Annotated in this window: 17 protein-coding genes, 1 tRNA gene and 1 other RNA gene; 12 read left to right on the plus strand and 7 right to left on the minus strand. The window is 60.3% G+C overall.

All coding sequences use genetic code 11. The features are described from left to right. The coding region (locus A3EC_RS0100005; RefSeq protein ID WP_018023098.1) for a tRNA-guanine transglycosylase at window positions 1-750 on the plus strand (750 nt) is incomplete at its 5' end. Window positions 751-773: 23 nt separating this feature from the next. Here the strand turns inward: A3EC_RS0100005 and A3EC_RS0100010 are convergent. Then, entirely contained in the window at window positions 774-2,039 is a 1,266-nt protein-coding gene (locus tag A3EC_RS0100010) for a Fic family protein (RefSeq protein ID WP_018023099.1), read from the minus strand. Between the two features lie 123 nt (window positions 2,040-2,162). Then, window positions 2,163-2,885: a queuosine precursor transporter gene (locus A3EC_RS0100015; RefSeq protein ID WP_018023100.1), complete on the minus strand. Its 723-nt coding sequence runs from the start codon at window positions 2,883-2,885 to the stop codon at window positions 2,163-2,165. 61 nt (window positions 2,886-2,946) lie between these two features. On the opposite strand from A3EC_RS0100015, the gene gluQRS reads away from it, so the two are divergent. The 5 genes from gluQRS (at window position 2,947) to A3EC_RS0100040 (ending at window position 7,661) form a co-directional block, all read left to right on the plus strand. Beyond that, window positions 2,947-3,837 (plus strand): tRNA glutamyl-Q(34) synthetase GluQRS, encoded by an 891-nt coding sequence (gluQRS, locus tag A3EC_RS0100020; protein WP_018023101.1) that lies wholly within the window; start codon window positions 2,947-2,949, stop codon window positions 3,835-3,837. Next, complete coding sequence (locus A3EC_RS0100025; protein ID WP_018023102.1) at window positions 3,834-4,286, plus strand: flavodoxin family protein; 453 nt, start codon at window positions 3,834-3,836, stop codon at window positions 4,284-4,286. Before gluQRS ends, A3EC_RS0100025 begins: the two co-directional genes overlap by 4 nt. 24 nt (window positions 4,287-4,310) lie before the next feature. Next, window positions 4,311-5,807 (plus strand): AMP nucleosidase, encoded by a 1,497-nt coding sequence (locus A3EC_RS0100030; protein ID WP_018023103.1) that lies wholly within the window; start codon window positions 4,311-4,313, stop codon window positions 5,805-5,807. Window positions 5,808-5,947: 140 nt separating this feature from the next. Then, the gene (gene aqpZ, locus A3EC_RS0100035; RefSeq protein WP_425386764.1) at window positions 5,948-6,655 is read left to right on the plus strand and encodes an aquaporin Z; all 708 of its coding nucleotides are present in this window, start codon (window positions 5,948-5,950) and stop codon (window positions 6,653-6,655) included. 85 nt (window positions 6,656-6,740) lie between these two features. Continuing rightward, a complete protein-coding gene (locus A3EC_RS0100040) occupies window positions 6,741-7,661 on the plus strand; it encodes a cation diffusion facilitator family transporter (protein WP_018023105.1) in 921 nt (306 codons plus the stop codon). Window positions 7,662-7,709: 48 nt separating this feature from the next. Here the strand turns inward: A3EC_RS0100040 and A3EC_RS0100045 are convergent. Further along, window positions 7,710-7,795, minus strand: a tRNA-Ser gene (locus A3EC_RS0100045). A gap of 111 nt (window positions 7,796-7,906) precedes the next feature. On the opposite strand from A3EC_RS0100045, the gene ffs reads away from it, so the two are divergent. The 6 genes from ffs (at window position 7,907) to recR (ending at window position 13,884) form a co-directional block, all read left to right on the plus strand. After that, window positions 7,907-8,003: signal recognition particle sRNA small type (gene ffs / locus A3EC_RS12630), an RNA gene on the plus strand. A 125-nt stretch (window positions 8,004-8,128) separates the two neighbouring features. Next, the gene (locus A3EC_RS0100050) at window positions 8,129-9,400 is read left to right on the plus strand and encodes an aspartate aminotransferase type Ic (RefSeq protein WP_018023106.1); all 1,272 of its coding nucleotides are present in this window, start codon (window positions 8,129-8,131) and stop codon (window positions 9,398-9,400) included. 33 nt (window positions 9,401-9,433) lie between these two features. Then, window positions 9,434-10,066, plus strand: coding sequence for a suppressor of fused domain protein (locus A3EC_RS12220; RefSeq protein ID WP_018023107.1), 633 nt, complete (start codon window positions 9,434-9,436; stop codon window positions 10,064-10,066). A gap of 23 nt (window positions 10,067-10,089) precedes the next feature. Then, complete coding sequence (locus A3EC_RS0100060) at window positions 10,090-12,780, plus strand: DNA polymerase III subunit gamma and tau (RefSeq protein ID WP_018023108.1); 2,691 nt, start codon at window positions 10,090-10,092, stop codon at window positions 12,778-12,780. A gap of 121 nt (window positions 12,781-12,901) precedes the next feature. After that, window positions 12,902-13,216 (plus strand): YbaB/EbfC family nucleoid-associated protein, encoded by a 315-nt coding sequence (locus A3EC_RS0100065; protein ID WP_018023109.1) that lies wholly within the window; start codon window positions 12,902-12,904, stop codon window positions 13,214-13,216. Window positions 13,217-13,218: 2 nt separating this feature from the next. Continuing rightward, the gene (gene recR, locus A3EC_RS0100070) at window positions 13,219-13,884 is read left to right on the plus strand and encodes a recombination mediator RecR (protein ID WP_018023110.1); all 666 of its coding nucleotides are present in this window, start codon (window positions 13,219-13,221) and stop codon (window positions 13,882-13,884) included. 33 nt (window positions 13,885-13,917) lie between these two features. Here recR and A3EC_RS0100075 read toward each other — a convergent pair whose 3' ends face one another. From A3EC_RS0100075 to leuA, 4 genes are read right to left on the minus strand one after another with little or no spacing between them, the layout of a single operon-like run. Next, window positions 13,918-14,673, minus strand: coding sequence for a type 1 glutamine amidotransferase (locus tag A3EC_RS0100075; protein WP_018023111.1), 756 nt, complete (start codon window positions 14,671-14,673; stop codon window positions 13,918-13,920). Window position 14,674: 1 nt separating this feature from the next. Further along, complete coding sequence (locus tag A3EC_RS0100080) at window positions 14,675-16,021, minus strand: MurT ligase domain-containing protein (protein ID WP_169331377.1); 1,347 nt, start codon at window positions 16,019-16,021, stop codon at window positions 14,675-14,677. Between the two features lie 28 nt (window positions 16,022-16,049). Further along, complete coding sequence (locus A3EC_RS0100085; RefSeq protein ID WP_018023113.1) at window positions 16,050-17,111, minus strand: DNA polymerase III subunit epsilon; 1,062 nt, start codon at window positions 17,109-17,111, stop codon at window positions 16,050-16,052. A gap of 28 nt (window positions 17,112-17,139) precedes the next feature. After that, window positions 17,140-18,933 (minus strand): 2-isopropylmalate synthase, encoded by a 1,794-nt coding sequence (gene leuA / locus A3EC_RS0100090; RefSeq protein ID WP_018023114.1) that lies wholly within the window; start codon window positions 18,931-18,933, stop codon window positions 17,140-17,142. Window positions 18,934-19,010 lie beyond the last annotated feature (77 nt).

Raw genomic sequence — 19,010 nt, forward strand, 5'->3', positions numbered from 1 at the left:
GGCGCGGATATCATGTTTGCTTTCGACGAGCTGACCACCCTGGTGGAAACGAAGGATTACCAGGTCGAGTCGGTGGAACGTACCCGTGGCTGGGCTAACCGNTGNTTGGCGGAACATAACCGGTTGACGGAACAACGCGTCGATAAGCCCCTGCAATCGCTGTGGGGTGTGGTGCAGGGCGCACAATACGAAGATTTACGGCGCCAAGCCGTACGGGGTTTGGTTGCGCTTTCCGACGAATATGAGGCCGAGGGCAAGCGCGGCTTCGGTGGCTATGGTCTCGGCGGCGCGCTGGAGAAGGAGAACCTGGGCACCATTTTGCGCTGGTGCGTGGAGGAACTGCCGGATGGCAAGCCGCGGCACTTGCTTGGGATTTCGGAGCCGGAGGATCTATTTGCGGCGGTTGCTGCTGGTGCGGACACCTTTGACTGTGTGTCGCCGACACGGCTGGGTCGGCGCGGCACCGTGTACACCGCTTACGGCAAGACGACGTTGTCGCGGGCGGTGTACAAGGAAGACTTCCGGCCGATTGATGACACTTTCCCGGATTCGCCGACCGAAGGATTTACCCGCGCGTACATTCATCACCTGTTGAAGGCGAAGGAGTCGCTGGGTGGCACCTTGAGCTCTGCGCATAACGTGTGGTTCATTTGGCAGCTGGTGAACCGGATGCGCCAAGCGATTATTGACGGTGACTTCGCTGAATTCCGCGAGGATTTCATGGGGCGGTACACCGCGGGTAAGCGCTGACGGTTAGGAAGCTGGATAGTGAGCTACCTTCGCGGTACTGCTCGACCCGTTGGCGGCGCGAGTCGGGTGTCGAACTGGCTGCTGGCGAGCTGACGGTCGGCAATGTCCAGCAGGTCAAGGACATCATCGGCGTAGTAGCCAGCCGCGCCCCGGATACCGACAACCTTGGTTCGCAAGATGCCTACTTCGGCTAGGTTGTCGAGCGCCTTTCGTGCATTGCTGCTGGATACGCCATACAAACGTTCCAGGCTCTTGGTAGTGACGATGGGGTGTGCGGGCAGCCCTGCAAGAACCTTGAACTCAATTGAGTCCGAACGCAGTGCTCGCTGCATACCCTGACGCTTCCGGTGCTCGTCGAGAGTTGCTTTCCACTGCGATTGGACCTCAAGCAACTGGTCAGTGATGAGGTTTGCTTGCTTCGTTGCTTCGACAGCCGCATCCAGGAATGTTTCCAACCAAGCAGAAAGATTGCCTTCGCGGTATTTGGTGAGGCCATCAATGTAGCGTTCTGACCAGGTACCTAGAACCAGGCTGATTGGCAGAATTGTCTGCCGAGTTATTCCACGGCGTTGCAGCGTGCCGTGGATTAGTGCCCGGCCAACGCGACCATTGCCGTCAGCAAATGGGTGGATGGTTTCGAATTGTGCATGCACGATCGCTGCTTGGATGAGCGCACCGTGAGTGGCGCCATTCAGATAAGTGCAAAGATCAGCGACGAGACGGGAGACTTCTTGTGGCGGTGGCGGAATGAATTCTGCGCCGATTGGTGTCCGTTGTGAACCGCCAATCCAGTTTTGAATGGTGCGAAGGCCGGTAGGAACCGTTGGACGAGCACCGAGCAGTTCCGTCTGGAACTGAGAAAGCAGTTCTGGCGTGATCGCAGGAACGGTCGCAAAGGCGCTTTCGACAGATCGTAGAACTTGCAGGTTCCGGGCAACTGCTTCTGCACTTTCTTTGAATCCTCGGACTTCCTCTTCTTGGGCAAGTTCTGCGAGGACGACTTTGTCCACGTTTGGCGCGATACCTTCGATTCGCGAGGAGGAGATCGCCTCAGAACGCATGAGTAGCCGGGCGATGCTTTCCAGCTGACCGGCACCTTCGCGGCGATTCAGCGCGATAATTTGGCGCTCAATGTCGGCGGCGCGCTGGGAAAGCTTCGGTTCGATAGCCATCGCCGCGTCTGAAATGGTGTCTGGCAAAAAGGCGAAGAACTCGCCGCCGCGTTTGTCGCTGCGCGGGATACCGCTGCCGTCGGCAGGGGTCCAAGTTTGGCTCACATAGTGAGGCATGGATAGCGCCTTTCTGCTTCTAGATGACCGGCTGATGATTGGATAACCTTTATCCAATCATCAAACCCGGTTCTAGCGCTAGATAACGCTTATCCAATCGGGTGCGCTCGTGGGGCCCCACAGCTACTTACCTGGGTAGCCTTCTAGGCGCTTGACCCACGCAATAATTGGGTAGGTTAGTGGCAGCAGCACAACTTCCAGTGCGGTCTTCCACAGGAAACCAACGATGACGTAGTTCGCGAAGTCGCTGCTGGTAGCGATACCGATGACGGGTGCAGCAATCGCACAGAAAATCAAAGTGTCGGCGAATTCACCAACAACGGTCGAACCGATCAGGCGGGCCCACAGCGACTTTTCGCCGGTCTTGGCCTTAATCTTCACCAGCGCCCAGGCGTTCAGCATCTGACCGACCAGGTAACCAGCCAGCGACGCGGCGACAATCTGCGGGATGTTGCCCAGAATCAGGGCGAATTCGTCTTGCGATTCGTAGAAGTCAGCAGCCGGCAGTGCAATGGCAATCCAGAAGGAGACGGTGGCCAGCAGCTGTGCGGCGAAACCGGTCCAGATGGCGCGGCGGGCGGCGCGGAAACCGAAGACTTCGGTCAGCACGTCACCAAAGACGTAGGCGATAGGGAAGAGGAAGAAGGCGCCGTCGGTGACCAGCGGCCCGATTTGCACGCCCTTGGAGGCGGTGATGGCACTGACCAGCAGCACCGCGGTGAAGATACCGAAGAGGATTGGGTAGATGGATTTCGGCAGGTCAACAAATTGTGGCTGTGAGTTCTGGGTGTTTCCGGACGCAGCCTCAGCTACGCCCTGCCCAGACCCGTTTTCGAGTTTCGACATGCAGGTAGTTTAAAGCCGCCACTGCACAACTGAAACCTGGCGCGAACCTACAGTGGAAGATATGACCATGACCGGACGTTTCGCCCCCAGCCCCACTGGCGACTTTCATCTCGGCAATCTGCGCACCGCCGCGCTGGCGTGGCTCGCTGCCCGCACGTCCGGCCGCCGCTTCATCCTGCGTATTGAGGACATTGACCGCCAGCGTTCCAAACCCGAATTCGAAGCCCGCCAGCTCGCTGACCTCGCTGCGATTGGTTTGGATTGGGACGGTGAGGTGGTGCGGCAGTCCGAAAGGTACGGCCTATATGAAGATGCTTTGCGACGGTTACAAGCCGACAACTTAACCTTCGAATGTTTCTGCAGTCGCCGGGAGATTCAAGAAGCCGCCTCCGCTCCGCACGCAATTCCTGGGCACTATCCAGGAACCTGCCGGAACTTGACCCCTGACCAGCGTGAAGAGCGCCGGAAAGCCGGTAGGAAAGCGTCAATAAGGCTCAAAACTCCGGTAACCAACTGGACGGTGACGGACCGGTATGCCGGCAGTTACTCCGGTGATGTGGACGATGATATGGTGCTGCGGCGGGCCGACGGGATGTGGGCGTACAACCTAGCGGTGGTTGTCGATGATGCAGCTCAAGGGGTGGATCAGGTGACGCGCGGGGATGATTTGTTGTCGTCGGCGCCTCGGCAGGCGGCGCTGGCCCATTTGTTGGGGTTGCCCGAACCGGAGTACGTGCATGTGCCGTTGGTGCTTGGGCCGGGCGGAAAACGGCTCGCTAAACGCGATGGGGCAGTGACGTTGCGCGATATTGCCGGGGAGGAGCTGGACCCAGCGCGGGTGCGGGATGTGATTGGGTGGATTGCCGAGTCGATTGGGTTTGCGGGGGTGTATGACCTTTCTGAGCTGAACCTGTCCCGCCTGCCGAAAGAACCAGTAGTCTGGCGGCCATGAAGCTGCTGATTGTCCATCATTCACCAACGGAGAAAGTTCAAGCGCTGGCGGAAGCGGCAATCGCCGGTGCGGAAGAAGCTGGCGCCGCCATGGACATTGAGGTGGAGGTGAAGGAAGCGTTAGACACTTCCGTCGACGATGTGCTGGCAGCCGACGGCTATTTACTGGGCACCACCGCGAATTTCGGGTACATTTCTGGGGCGCTGAAGCACTTCTTCGACAGCACATTCATGCAGGTCAAGGATGAGACCGTTGGGCGGCCGTTTAGCTATTGGATTCGCGGCGGGATGGATACCACTGGCGCGGAAAAAGCGATGGAATCGATTACGACTGGCTACCAATGGCAAAAAGTCGCCGAGCCACTGGTGTTTGTTGGGGAAGTGTCCGAGGAGCGGCTTGCTGCGGCGGAGGAGCTGGGCGGCAATGTGTGCGCAGCACTGGCACTTTAGGAAAACTCGCGGACAATAGAAGGCATGACCGCCGCAACTTTGCCTGATTTTCCTCGTTTGTCCACCACCGACGTTGCCGAAGCGATTGCGCAGCTAGCCGACATCTACGACGCATCGACGCAGTACCTGGCGGAGAAATATCAGTCCTACCGGGATGGGGAATTGCCGGAGGAGCCCGTGCAGGTGTGCTACCCGGAAATCGTGGTGAACGTGGAGAAGGTGCCGCCGCTGGACTCATCGCTGGCGAACGGCTTCATTGAGTACCCAGGAACGTATCGCTCGGTGCTGACGCGGCCGCGGATGTTTCACGACTACTTGGCGGAGCAGCTGACGGCGCTGCGGGAAAACAATGACGTCACCTTTGAAATTGGGGTGTCGGACCAGCCGATCCCAGTGGAGTTCCTGCCGGACTACGCGGAGATTAAAGGCAGTGGCGAGGGCCCAGCCGGTGCAGATGAACGCGCCTGGTTCACGCCAATTGACTTGACTGCTGTTGACGACCGGATTGCCGATACTGGTTACATCGAGGAGCGGGTTCCGGGTGCGCCGGAACCGGACCGGCCGCTGTTCTTGTTCAAAGCGCAGCGCGTGGACTTGGCATGCTCTCGGTTGGAGCACTACACCGGCACTTCGGTGGAGGACATTCAGCAGTTCATTGTGTTCACCAACTACGCACTGCATACCGAAGAATTCGTGGAGTACGCGCTCGGCCGGTCGGATGAGCGGCTGGCGAAGTATCAAGCGCTGGTGGGGCCAGGGATGCGGGTGGATTTGGCAAGTGACCCAGACACCTTCCCGACGAACGCGGCGGTGCACGCGAACCAGTCGAAGTACCAAATGCCGGCGTATCACCTGACTGATGAGGACGGCACCGGCGTCACCATCGTCAATATCGGTGTGGGGCCGTCAAATGCGAAGACGATTACGGACTGCTTGGCGGTGCTGCGGCCGCAGTGCTGGATCATGATCGGGCACTGTGCCGGGTTGGATGGCCGGATGCGGCTGGGGGATTTGCTGCTGGCCAATGCTTATGAACGCAAAGATGCGGTGCTAGATAAAATTGTGCCGCTGACCACCCCGATCCCGCCGATCCCGGAGCTGCAGCGTGCGCTGATTCGGTCCATTGAGGAAAACGCGCAGTTGGAAGGGGAACAGTACCGGCGCAGTGTGCGTACTGGCACTATTTTGTCGACGGCCGACCGGAACTGGGAATGGGAGACCCCGACGGGCATCGCGGAGCTGTTCGGTGGTTCGACTGCCATTGGCCTAGAGATGGAAAGCTGCACTGTGGCTACGAATGGGTACCGCTATCGGGTGCCGTATGCGGCGCTGCTGAGTGTGTCGGATTTGCCATTGCACCATGTGCCTAAGTTGCCGGGTTCGGCGCGGGAGTTTTACCTGCGGTCGAAGCGGGCGCACCTGATGGTGGCGGTGCGGGCGTGTGAGGAATTGTCGGATGACCCGGCGTTGTTGTACACCCGGAAATTGCGTCGTACGCTGCGGGAAGTGCCGATGCGCTAACCACAGCAGCCGTTGCAGGAGTGGCGGAAGTGACATAAAGTTTGATTTGTCACTGAAACCTAAGACTTTTGGAGTCACCATGCATCACAGCATGATTGTCCGTCTCTGGGCCGAAGCAGTCGGAACTTTCGTTCTGGTCTTTGGGGGGTTGCGGTAGTGCAATCTTCGCCGCATCCGTCCTGTCCTCTAGCAACGAAAACGTCAATATGGGCATCGGCTTCCTCGGTGTCGCCCTAGCTTTTGGTTTGACCGTGCTGACCATGGCCTACGCTTTCGGCCACATCTCCGGCGGCCACTTCAATCCAGCTGTCACCCTTGGCGCAGTGCTCGCAGGCCGCGTCGAAGCTAAGGCTGTGCTGCCATACATGCTGGTCCAGGCCCTTGGTGCTTCCGCTGCCGGTGGCGTGCTGTACGTGATCGCTTCCGGTAAGCAGGGCTTTAGTGCTGTCGAATCCGGTTTTGCCACCAACGGCTACGGCGACCTGTCGCCAGACGGCTACTCCCTCGGTGCGGTGCTGCTCGCGGAAACCGTGCTGACCGCGATCTTCCTTTTCGTCATCCTCGGTTCCACTGACCGCCGCGCCCCGCAGGGCTTCGCCCCGGTTGCGATTGGCCTGGCCCTGACCCTGATTCACTTGGTGTCTATCCCAATTTCCAACACCTCGGTGAACCCAGCTCGTTCGCTCGGTGTGGCATGGTTTGCTGGCACCGACCCGCTGATGCAGGTGTGGGCGTTCATCGCAGCGCCGCTGGTTGGTGCCGCGTTGGCTGGTTGGTCCTACGGCATTATCTTCCCAGATGACTCCGACCACGTGCTGGAAGAAATCGGCGAGCCAGCAGAGGCTTAAGCTGTTCTTCACCCGCCCGAATTGGGAACAATTCCCAGTTCAGGGTGGGTTTTCTTTTTCTGGGGTGCGTCGCTAACCTGGCAACATGAACGCCGAACAGCACGCCCACGGTCACGGTCACGAGCACGGTCACTCCCATGCGCCATCTGGCTCCCTGAAGGCGCTGCTGGTCACCCTCACGATGACCGCCACAATTTTCATCGCCCAGGTCATCGGCGGCCTGCTCTCTGGCTCGTTGGCGCTGCTTTCCGACGCGATGCATATGCTGTCGGACTCCACCGGCCTGCTGATCGCCTTAGTCGCCATCCTGATTGGTCGCCGCGCAGCCACCGCTCGCGCCACCTTCGGATACCGCCGCGTGGAAGTCATTGCTGCAGTCGTCAACGCCGCCACTGTCATCGCAGCGTCCGTGTGGATTGTGGTCAGCGCGCTCGGCCGTTTTGGCGGCGACCACGAGATCGACACTGGCCTGATGCTCATCGTCGCCATCATCGGTTTAATCGCTAACGCCATTTCGGCGGCTATTTTGATGCGACACCAGCACGACAGTTTGAATATGCGTGGCGCCTATCTGCACGTCCTCTCCGACCTAGCGGGATCAGTCGCGGTCATTATCGCCGGCGGTGTCATTTACTTCACCGGGTGGACCGCCGCCGACGCCATCGCCTCACTTTTGATTGCGGCGTTGGTCCTTCCGCGCGCCCTGCGCTTATTGACGGATTCCGTGGCCGTTTTACTCAACCACGCTCCCGCCACCATTGACACTGGGGAAGTGACCCGGCAGCTGGAAGCATTGCCTGGGGTGGCATCCGTCCACGATCTCCATATTTGGAGTACCGATGGCAATGAGCCGCTGGCCACTTGCCACCTAGTTCTGGCGGAGCAGCACCAAGCTGGCTGTGACATTCTCGACGCTGCCCAGGCGAAACTTCGCGAATTCGGCATTGAGCATTCCACCATTCAGCTGGAAGAAGGCTCGCATGTCGGGCATGAAAAAATCTGCTGATGCTGCAAATGCAAAATCCCCGCTCGGCGTGAGCGGGGATTTTTACTGCGGAGGATGTGGGATTTGAACCCACGAGGGGCGTGAACCCCGCACGCGTTCCAGGCGTGTGACATAGGCCGCTAGTCGAATCCTCCATGGAATTAGCGTTCCGGAGAAGAACATTACATTAACCCCCACTTGATTTACCAAATCCGCTGGTCAGTTGCTGGTTTGACTTGACTGGGGAGCACTCGGCTAAAGTGGGAGTCCGGACCCCACGCGGCGTCTATCTTGTGAACTCCCCCAGGGCAGGAATGCAGCAAGGGTCAGCGAGCTCTGGCGGGTGCGTGGGGTCCCCTTATTTTTAGAAAGGGCCCTCGGCCTATTCGTCAAAAAGCAATCACCCCTATATTGGAAGCTGAAGCATTCGTACCGGACCGGTGCGGCACAGCGAGCAATGCACGACGTTGCACAGAAGGGTGAATTTAATGAAGCTCGAATCGTATGAGTCAGCAGAGCTAGCACAGCTCAAAGCACAGTTCACAAAATCTTACGAAGAACTCAAGGCCAAAGGCCTGAGCCTGAACCTGACTCGCGGAAAGCCTTCCGCCGAACAGCTCGACTTCTCCAACGCGCTGCTTGCCCTGCCGGGCGCGAATTACGCCACTCCATCTGGCGTGGACACCCGCAACTACGGTGGCCTCAACGGTCTGCCAGAACTGCGCGAACTATGGGCCGAAGCCATTGGCCTACCAGCCAAGAACATCATCGCTGGTGATAACTCGTCCCTGAACATGGAGTTCGACTGTGTGCAGTGGGCCATGATGTTCGGCACCAATGACTCCGAACGCCCGTGGCGCGAAGAACCAGTGCTCAAGTGGATTTGCCCAGTACCAGGCTATGACCGTCACTTCGGCATCACCGAACAGTTCGGCATTGAAATGATCACCGTCGGTATGGACGAAAACGGCCCGGACATGGACATGGTGGAAAAGCTGGTTGCCTCCGACCCAGCCATCAAAGGCATGTGGAACGTACCGGTGTTTTCCAACCCAACCGGCATCACCTACTCCGAAGAAGTCTGCCGCCGCATCATGTCGATGCCAACCGCCGCGCCAGACTTCCGCGTGGTGTGGGACAACGCCTACGCCGTGCACACCCTGACCGACGAGTTCCCACAGAATTACGACGTGCTGGCGATGGCTGCCGAAGCCGGTAACCCGAACCGTCCATGGGTCTTCACGTCGACCTCGAAGATCACTCTGGCTGGTGCCGGCGTCGCCTTCTTCGCGACCTCCGAGGAGAACCTGGCTTGGTACGCGAAGTACGCCGGTACTCGCGGTATTGGACCAAATAAGGTCAACCAGCTGGCACACCTGCAGTTCTTCGGTGATGCGGACGGAGTGCGTACCCAGATGCGCCGCCACGCTGAGTCCCTCGCACCAAAGTTCGACCGCGTGCTGGAGGTGCTGGATAAGCGCCTTGCTGAATACGAGGTTGCTACTTGGACCCGTCCGACTGGCGGCTACTTCATCTCTGTTGATGTTGTCGACGGCACTGCCTCCCGTGTGGTGGAACTGGCAAAGGAAGCTGGCATCGCGCTGACCGGTGCTGGCGCAACCTTCCCGCAGAAGCAGGACCCAAACAACCGCAATATTCGCCTGGCCCCGTCGATGCCACCGATTGCCGAACTGGAACTGGCAATGGAAGGTTTCGCCACCTGCGTGCTGCTGGCTGCTGCCGAAAAGTTCTCGGGCTAGTCGCGAACTGGGGTTCGCACGTACCGTGGTGGCATGAAGCGCGACGAAACCACCGCCTGGGTGACCCAACTGTTCCCAGGCGAACCCGAACTGCTCACCGCCACCGACTCCGAGTCTGACCTGAACTTTGCCGTCTTCCCACTCACCGAAGACGGCTCCGACCAAGTCGTTTGCACCATTGGCGCCGCCGACATTGACTCCGGGATGGTCACCGCAGGCGATGCCGCTGTCCGCTCCGAGATCTTTATCGCCGGGCACAAGCAGGACAATAAGCTGCTCCAGGTGCTGGGCAACGTCACCAAGCTGCTTGTTGACGTTGCGGGGCAACGCACAATCCAACCCGGAACGATGCTGCCTTCCGCAATTGCCGACGTGTGGCCAGAGGCAACGACGAAGCATGTCGCATTGGTTGTCCCGTGGGTGTGGTCGAATGGTGTGCCGCGCATCACGGAGAAGGCCACCGGCGAGCTTGCGACCCCAGAAGAAGCCGAGGAGAACCCGCATTCGGTTGAGCGCATCACCACCATGCTGCAGGTGGTGCCGCTGACGGACGCCGAATTTGAACTGGCGACCGACCCGCAGGCTGGTGGGCTGGGTGCGGTGCAGCAGAAACTGGCGGAAGCGAATGCGGACCTGCTTGATTTACACCGCCCGAGTGCGGTGTAGCCCAGCCCCGGTAGGCTGTTCACGTGGCTCTTTACCGTAAGTACCGACCGTCGACTTTTGCGGAAGTCATTGGCCAGGAACATGTGACCAAACCGCTGTCTGCAGCGTTGGATGCACGTGATGAACATGGCAATCCCAACCGCATCAATCACGCCTACCTATTTTCAGGCCCGCGTGGCTGCGGTAAAACCTCGTCCGCCCGAATTCTGGCCCGCAGCCTGAACTGTGTCGAAGGCCCAACCTCGACACCATGCGGCGTGTGCCCATCGTGCCGGGCACTCGCGCCGGGCGCGGTCGGCAACTTGGATGTCACGGAGCTAGACGCCGCCTCCCACAATGGTGTGGAAGACATGCGTGACCTGCGGGAAAAGGCGATGTATGCGCCCGCGGAGTCGCGGTATCGCGTCTTCATTATTGACGAGGCGCACATGATTACCGCGTCCGGTTTTAACGCGCTGCTGAAGATTGTGGAGGAGCCGCCGGAGCACCTCATCTTCATTTTCGCGACGACCGAGCCGCATAAACTGCTGCCGACGATTCGGTCGCGCACCCATCACTATCCGTTCCGTCTGCTGGCGCCGAAGGATATGCGCGGGCTGCTGGCTGGGGTGGCTGCCAGCGAAGGTGTACCGGTGGAAGATGCCGCCTACCCGCTGGTGATTCGCTCCGGTGGCGGTTCGCCGCGTGACTCACTGTCCCTGCTTGACCAGCTGGTTGCTGGGTCTGGCTCGGAAGGCGTCACTTATGAGTTGGCGTCGTCCCTGTTGGGCTTTACCGACGCCGCAGTGCTTGATGACGCAGTGGCCGCCCTCGCAAGCGGAAACCGCGCCGATATGTTCGGTGTGGTTGACCGAGTTATTGACGCTGGGCACGACCCACGCCGCTTTGCCATGGACCTGTTGGACCGGCTGCGCGACCTGATGGTGATTAGCGCTGTGCCGACAGCTTTCGATGAAGGCTTGGTTGATGCGCCGGAAAACCAGTGGGAGCAACTGCAGGCTGAAGCAACATCTATGGGTGATGCGACGCTGACGCGGTATGCCCAGATTGTGGCGGAAGGTCTGCCAGAGATGCGTGGGGCAACCTCGCCGCGGCTGTTGCTAGAAATTCTGTGTGCCCGGATGATGCTGCCTGCGGCTGAAGGCACGATGGAGGCAATACAGCAGCGCATTGAGCAGCTGGAACGCGGCATTGGCCAGACTGGGGCTGGTGGAGTTGGCGGGACGGGCGCTGGTGCTGCCGGTGCAGCAACTGACGCGACAGCTGGTACGTACACTGGTGCAGCTAGCCCTGACGATCAGTCAGAGCAGAAGCCGCCGCATCCAAAGTATGAACGACCATCGGTGGTCCGGGAGCGGGAACGCAAAGCAGCGGAAACTGCCGCTCAGCAAAACGCCGCGCAACAAGACGCTGTGCAGCCATCGTCTGCTCAGCCAGCAGCTACGGTGGCTGCAGCTCCTGCGCAGCAAACACCACCGGCTCAGCGCGGCCCGGCTGCGGCGCAAGCTACATCGGCGTCGATTCCTGCTGAACGGCAAGTCTCGGACGCCGAAGCGGCAGGCTTGGCGGCCATGGCACGCCTATCTGGCAAGCAAGCGCCAACGGCGCCGACACCGGAGCCAACACCACAGCCGGAACCGCGACCTGCAGCTGAACCGGAACCGCAGCCACAGCAGCAACCACAGCCGACCCCGGAACCGCAGCCGGAGTCTCAGCAGGCTGACTTGACGCTATCCAATGGTGATAGTGATTCGCTGGGCCGCATCCGCGGGGCTTGGACCGACATTCTCAGTGCGTTGCAGCAGCGTTCGAAGGTCACGGGCATTATTGCCGCCCAAGCTGTACCTCTCGGTATTCGAGATGACCAGCTGACCATCGGGCACCACACTGGTGCTCTGGTGCAACGGCTCAATACCCCAGACAATTCCACCGCGATTCGTGACTCCATTCTCCAGGTCACTGGAATTGATATCCCGGTGACCTGTGTGGTGGGAACCGACCCAGTTGCGCATGGTTTTGGCGGCGCTTCCCGGGAATCTGGTGGGCAGTCCCAGCAGCGGGGTAGTGGCCACGGTGGCCAGCATGGTGATGACGAGTCGCCTGAGGAACCAGAACCACAACCCGCACCACCAGCGCCACAGCCCAAGCCGGCTGCGCCACAACCCGCACCACCTGCGCCACCAGCCACCGATGTGCTGGCAGTGACGCGACAGATGGTCCAAAACGTCGAAAAGCACCAACCCCAAGAAACGCCATTCCAGGCGGCGCAACGACGCCTGCGGGAGGAAGCGGAGGCCGCGCAGAAGCGGGAGAAGGCCGAACGGGCGGCGCTTGCGGAGCAACGGATGCGTGCGCAGACGGCGGCTCAGCAGCCACAGGATGCGGCGCAGGGCAGGTCCGATGCCTTTGGGGACGGTACGCCATTGCCGCCGGAGCCAGCAGACGACTTTGATGAGGTGCCGCTGCCGCCGGAACCTGACTTTGAGCCCGGCTTTCCCGACCCAGGCGCTGGCCGGGGCAACAGTACGTCAGGCAGTCCTTCGGGCAATGCACCGGGCCGTGGGCAGGACAGCGCGGCGGAGGAAGAGCGCCGCAATGCCGAAATTGACGAAATGTATGCGTCGGCAAGCAAGCCAGGGCCGTACGACCACCGCACCGGCCGGGAAATTGCGATGGATCTGCTTGCGCGGGAGCTTGGCGCGAAACCGATGTAACCCCAGCTGGGCGCGTGCCGAACCGAGGTAACTCGGCGGGGCACAACTCGCTGACTGACAAGGCCGGTAAACTGGCCAACAACAAAAGTACGACTTACAACGAACCGTGGAAGGACCCACCATGAACCAGCCAGATATGAACTCCATCATGGCGCAGGCACAGCAGATGCAGGCACAGCTTCAGGCTGCGCAGGCTGAAATCGTCGCGTCGAGCGTGACCGGTCAGGCTGGCAACGGCCTGGTGAAGGTCACCATGTCCGGTGATGGCCGCGTCACCGACGTGAAGATTGACGCTGGCGTGGTCGACCCAGAAGATGTCGACACCCTGCAGGACCTGGTCATTGGTGCTTTCGCAGACGCATCCGCACAGATGCAGCAGCTGGCTGAAGAAAAGATGGGCCCACTGGCTGGCGGACTGGGCAGCCTCGGTTTCTAGCCTTGTTCGAAGGACCACTACAGGACCTCATCGACGAGCTATCCCACCTGCCTGGGATCGGTCCAAAATCCGCCCAGCGCATCGCATTTCACCTGCTGAACACCCCGCCGGAAGATATTGACCGGCTGCAATCAGCACTCGGAGCGGTACGCCAAGGCGTCAGCTTCTGCCGCATCTGTGGCAACGTGTCCGACGGCGACGTCTGCCGCTACTGCGGCGACCACTCCCGCGACGCCACCGTCATCTGCGTCGTCGAAGAACCCAAAGACATCGAAGCTTTGGAACGCACCGGCGAATACCGCGGGCGCTACCACGTACTCGGTGGCGCACTGGACCCGCTCGCAGGTGTCGGCCCAAATGAGCTGAACATCCGCACGCTGCTCCAGCGCATCGGTGGGGTGCTTGATGACGTTGACGTCCCGGGCGAATTCGCTGACGACGGAACCCCGAAACGACAGCCCGCGCCAGACATTCACGAAGTGATCGTCGCGACGGACCCGAATACCGAAGGCGAAGCAACCAGCGCCTACCTCGCGCGGCTACTGCGCGACTTCCCAGGCCTGAAAGTCACCCGGTTGGCCTCCGGCATGCCCATGGGCGGCGACCTCGAGTACGTCGATGAGCTCACGCTCACCCGCGCGCTCTCCGGCCGCACCGCACTGTTCTAGCGGGGACAGCGGCGGCTATGCGCCGCGCCTGCGCTAGTGCCGCTCGGAGTCCGGGCGCGGCACCGATGTCAGCCGCTCATGGCGCAGCTGGTCAATAATCGGCAAATCCAGCGGCGCCAATTCAGACACATCCACACCCATGGCCTGCGCCAGCAGCACATCCGCCAGCTGTGGGTTCCGGGCCAGTACCGGGCCATGCATATAGGTAGCAATCACACTGCCCTGCAGTGCGCCTTCACCGCGAACGCCATCGACACCGGCGACATCCGAGTTGCCGATCCCGCGGGTGACATGACCCAGTGGCGTCGCATCCGAACCCAGCACCGTTGCACCACGGTGGTTTTCAAAACCAGACAGCACCTCGGTAACACCCGGGAGCTGCGGTTCAGTGGCGATTTCACCGATGGCCCGCTCGGGAAGTGACTCCGTCGTGGCGTCGATAAGCCCCAAACCGTCAACAAGCTTGCCGGCGGCATGGAAACTCGCACCCAGCACTTGGAACCCTGCACAAATCGCCAACACCGGTCGGCCCGCATTCGCAGCGCGCACCAAACCACCATCGGCCAGCAGATGCTCCGCAGCCAGGACCTGGGCAGCATCCTCGCCACCGCCGACGCAGTACACGTCCGCAGTCTCCGGTACCGGCTCACCCAGGTTCACCTGCAGAATCTCCGCGGTCAGGCTGCGCATTCGGGCGCGCTGCCGCAAAACTAGGGCATTGCCATCGTCGCCGTAGGTGCCCAGCACATCCGGCAGAATCAAACCAATAGTTAGATCAGGGGCAGTCACTTTAAGCCTCCTCAGCGGTCGATGGTTTCTGGAACGGGTTGCTCAGTGAACTGCGCTCAGCCGGGCCGCGGTGCGCATCAGAAGCCCGCAAAATTGCTCGCCGCAAGTCCCGGAAGGCGGTGTAGTTCGCCAACACTTCCACCCGACCCGCCGGGCAGGACCGAATCGCATCCAACGTATCGGCCACCACAGTGTGCTCAATTCCCGCATAAGTCAGGCGGACCGCAAGGTCGGTGGCGCGCTCACCAGCGGCAACCACCTTCGTGTCACCGAAATCTTCAAACTTCACATCCCATAGCCAGGACAGGTCCTCACCGTCGGCAATGTGGCCATTGACCGAAATGACCACGCCCTCAGCGCTGCGGTCCAGCATGGCGAGCGCTTCCTGCCAACCAGCCGGATTCTTCGCCAGCAGCATGTGCACATCGTGGTTGCCGATATTGAGCGTGGAGTAGCGGCCTGCAACGTCACTGACTGACTGCGCCGCATCGACAGCATCTTCCACCGGAATGCCCAGCACATCAGCCGCCCCAATCGCCTGTGCCGCATTACCGCGGTTCGCCCGGCCCGGCAGCTGCAGCTCCAGAGGCATTGCCACACCAGTATCGCGGTGAATTCCCACGTCATCGATCCGCCATTGCGGTTTCGGACGGCGGAACATCTCCCCGTTAGGAAGCGGTTTGGTGGCGTACCAATCCAACGAGGTGCCCGTACCGGTGTGCATAATCGCCGACCCGGTACGTGGGCAGCTGGTCGCGTCGCCGGAAAAACCGCGGCCCACCGACACCCACACCACATTCGGATGGTCATAAGCCACGGATGTGACCATCACATCGTCACAGTTGGCGATCACGGTGGCCTCTGGGCAGGCGTTGATTGCGTCGCGCAGGGTGCGTTCAATCTTGTTGATTTCCCCGACGCGGTCCAGCTGGTCGCGGGTCAGGTTCAGCAGCACAATGACTTTAGTGTTCAGCTGCTGCGAAATCCGGGGAACGTGCAGCTCATCGACTTCCACGGCAATGTATTCCGGGTTGCTGGCCGCCATCAGCGCCGAAATGACACCCTCGTCCATATTGTCGCCGCCGTCGTTGGTGGCAACCGTAAATCTGGTGCGCATCGCCGCGGCGAGCATCCGGGTCGTGGTGGATTTGCCGTTTGTACCGGTGACAATCACCGCTGGGGTGTCGCCAGCCAGCTGCGGCAGAATATTCGGGTCGAGACGGCGAGCGATCAGCCCACCGATCATGCCGCCGGAACCACGGCCAGTTTTCTGCGAAGCCCAGGTTGCCGCACGGCCGGTCAGCGACGCGAGTCGCCCACGCAAGCTCATGTTGGAAGAGTCGGTCATGGCCTCCAGCATAAACCGACTTGGCTGCCTACTCCGCTGGCGTGCCCGGTTTTACGTCATCAAGGAGCGAAAGGAAGGCAGTATCAGCTAGCAATGGAATGCCTTTCCGCTTGCCGTGCATTGCCCTTCCCCGCAGGTCAGTAGTGGAATTGCACACCAGCACCGACGTTTGCCGCGTCACTTTCTCGCTGTACACCAGCTCAGCGGCCGCGCCCGCCCCAATAATCTCATCCGGGTCCGCCTCAATTTCCGGCGCCACCACAAACTCCATACCGGCCTGCAGTTTCGTGCCCGGCTCATACCGACCCGGATTGATATACGGCCGCGGCGCCTCCATGGCATCGACCCGCACCGCCGAACGCTGCAAACCAAACCGGTCCGGCCGCATATTGTCCGCGGCGTAGGTCACCATCGTTGCGCCTGCCTGCCGTTGCGCTGCATAGAGCTTGGCGACGACATGGGCATCGGAGATTGTGGTTTCCTTCTCGCTGCGTTGCGCTCTTTCGACGGTGGCGCGAGGCCCCTCAACATCAAGGCCAGCATGCAGTGCAACACCACGCAGTCGCGTATCCGGCAGCAACATATCAGCGCCCCGAGCCGTCGCCAGCGTATCGACGATCGCGGCTGGCTTCGGGGTGTGCCCAATCGAGCGGCGCCGGCGGTTCCGATTCCGGTTACGGTTGCGGCCATGGTGAGCCGCTTTTCGGGCACGATTCGCCTCCGACACCAAGAAACCCCAGGTCAATGGCGCATCGTGGGCAATGAGGGTACGACCATCCAGCAGCCGGTTCAGCTCCCGAAGAAGCCGACCAAATTTAGGCTTATCCGCTAAATCTTCAGGCAACAAGCCATGTAAATGAGCTGGTCCCGGGTCAGTTCCGGCATCGAAAATGGCATGCCATTCGCGGGACGGTTCCAATTCGTCGTCAAGCAAAACAACCGCCATGGACAACAAACGTCCGGTAGCGGGGTGGATGCCGGTAGTGCGGATGCTGACCGCGGCAAACGGGGTGGCAGCAACTTCCGCTTCGCGTTCGCGTCGACGTTGTTGCTGCAGCTCACGCCGCTGTTCCGGGGTCAGTTCTGACATCTACCTATCCATCATGGTGCAGTGGCCGTTATACAGTCACATTATCGCGGGTCAGCGCACGGTTAGCCGCCGACGTAATTGCCTTCAAGGAAGCATATGTGATGGAGCTGGCAATACCCACACCCCAGACCCGCTCCGTGCCGGCTGCAGACTTCACTTCCGCCTGAATGTAGGCAGCAGCTTCCGCGTCATCACCAGACGTACGGGCGTGCTGGGTGTACTCCTGAATCTCCACGTCAACGCCCAATTCCTCCAGCGCATTGGCGTAAGCCGCCAGCGGGCCGTTACCGACACCAGTGATGCGACGCTCGGCGCCGTCATAGATGACCTGTGCGGACACCCGGGTTTCGTCTGCTTCCGCGCGGGTGGAGTCCACCGTGACCGAGACCTGCTCCAGTGGGGCAGTGCGATCCAGGTACTCGTTGGCGAAGATATCCCACATCACCTTCGGTTCAATGGAGCCGCCCTCTGCCTCGGTGACTGCCTGCACAATGCCGGAGAACTCCACCTGCATTGGTCGTGGCAGGCGCAGACCATGATCGGTCTTCATGATGTACGCCACGCCACCCTTGCCGGACTGGGAGTTCACGCGGATAACTGCCTCGTAGGTGCGGCCCAGGTCCTTCGGGTCGATTGGCAGGTAAGGAACCTCCCAGATGTTGCCCTCCAGCGCGTCGAAGCCCTTGTTGATGGCGTCCTGGTGGGAACCGGAGAACGCGGTGAAGACCAAGTCGCCGCCGTACGGGGTGCGCTCGTGAACACGCAGCTGGTTGCAGTACTCGACGGTGCGGCGGATGTAGTCGATGTCGGAGAAGTCAATCTGCGGGTCGACGCCCTGGGTCAGCATGTTCAGGCCCAGAGTGACCAAGTCGACGTTACCGGTGCGTTCACCATTGCCGAATAGGCAACCTTCGATGCGGTCGGCGCCAGCCATGTAGCCCAGTTCTGCGGTGGCCACACCAGTGCCGCGGTCGTTGTGTGGGTGCAGCGAAATCAGGATGGAATCGCGGCGAGCCAGGTTACGGTCCATCCATTCAATGGTGTCTGCGTAGACATTCGGGGTGGTCATCTCGACGGTGGACGGCAGGTTGATGATCATTGGGTTGTCCGGGGTCGGTTCCATGATCTCGGTGACTGCATCGACCACCTCGCGGGCGAATTCGACCTCGGTGCCGGTGTAGGACTCTGGCGAGTACTCCCAGCGCCAGTTGGTGTCTGGGTAGTCCGCAGCAATGGTCTTAATCAGCTGCGCAGCGTCGGTAGCAATCTTCTTGATTTCCGGCTTGTCCTTACGGAACACCACGCGGCGCTGCAGGATGGAGGTGGAGTTGTAGAAGTGCACAATGACGTTCTTTGCGCCAGCGCAAGCCTCGAAGGTGCGGCGAATCAGGTGTTCGCGTGCCTGGACCAGAACCTGGATGGTGACATCATCCGGAATCATGCCACCTTCGATGATCTGGCGGACAAAGTCGAAGTCCGTCTGCGACGCGGATGGGAAACCAACCTCAATTTCCTTGTAGCCCATCTCCACCAGCAGCTGGAACATCCGGTGCTTACGCTCCGGCGACATTGGGTCAATCAGTGCTTGGTTACCGTCACGCAGGTCAACAGCGCACCATACCGGCGCCTTTTCGATGACCTTGTTTGGCCAGGTGCGGTCCTCCAGCACGAAAGTTTCGACTTCTTCGCGGTACTGCAGGTACTTCTTCACCGGCATCTGCGATGGGCGCTGCTTATTCCACGAAGGCTGGTCCGCTGGGATATCACCAGCTGGGGTGTTGATCTGTGCAGGAGCGGAAATAAAAGCGTCGTTCGGGGTCATGGGGCTTCCTTCGGAAAGTTTTGAAAAATTGGTCTAGTGAAGACCGGCATAACAAAACCCCGCGACGAGGTGCCGGT

Origin of the sequence: Corynebacterium ulceribovis DSM 45146, from assembly GCF_000372445.1 — a bacterium.
Classification (GTDB): Bacteria; Actinomycetota; Actinomycetes; order Mycobacteriales; family Mycobacteriaceae; genus Corynebacterium; species Corynebacterium ulceribovis.

Bases quoted from the DNA above. Each gene is read 5' to 3' on its own strand.
- A3EC_RS0100010 (WP_018023099.1), bottom strand. From the start codon at position 2,039: ATGCCTCACTATGTGAGCCAAACTTGGACCCCTGCCGACGGCAGCGGT.
- A3EC_RS0100015 (WP_018023100.1), bottom strand. From the start codon at position 2,885: ATGTCGAAACTCGAAAACGGGTCTGGGCAGGGCGTAGCTGAGGCTGCG.
- gluQRS (WP_018023101.1), top strand. From the start codon at position 2,947: ATGACCATGACCGGACGTTTCGCCCCCAGCCCCACTGGCGACTTTCAT.
- A3EC_RS0100025 (WP_018023102.1), top strand. From the start codon at position 3,834: ATGAAGCTGCTGATTGTCCATCATTCACCAACGGAGAAAGTTCAAGCG.
- A3EC_RS0100030 (WP_018023103.1), top strand. From the start codon at position 4,311: ATGACCGCCGCAACTTTGCCTGATTTTCCTCGTTTGTCCACCACCGAC.
- A3EC_RS0100040 (WP_018023105.1), top strand. From the start codon at position 6,741: ATGAACGCCGAACAGCACGCCCACGGTCACGGTCACGAGCACGGTCAC.
- A3EC_RS0100050 (WP_018023106.1), top strand. From the start codon at position 8,129: ATGAAGCTCGAATCGTATGAGTCAGCAGAGCTAGCACAGCTCAAAGCA.
- A3EC_RS12220 (WP_018023107.1), top strand. From the start codon at position 9,434: ATGAAGCGCGACGAAACCACCGCCTGGGTGACCCAACTGTTCCCAGGC.
- A3EC_RS0100065 (WP_018023109.1), top strand. From the start codon at position 12,902: ATGAACCAGCCAGATATGAACTCCATCATGGCGCAGGCACAGCAGATG.
- A3EC_RS0100080 (WP_169331377.1), bottom strand. From the start codon at position 16,021: ATGACCGACTCTTCCAACATGAGCTTGCGTGGGCGACTCGCGTCGCTG.
- A3EC_RS0100085 (WP_018023113.1), bottom strand. From the start codon at position 17,111: ATGTCAGAACTGACCCCGGAACAGCGGCGTGAGCTGCAGCAACAACGT.
- leuA (WP_018023114.1), bottom strand. From the start codon at position 18,933: ATGACCCCGAACGACGCTTTTATTTCCGCTCCTGCACAGATCAACACC.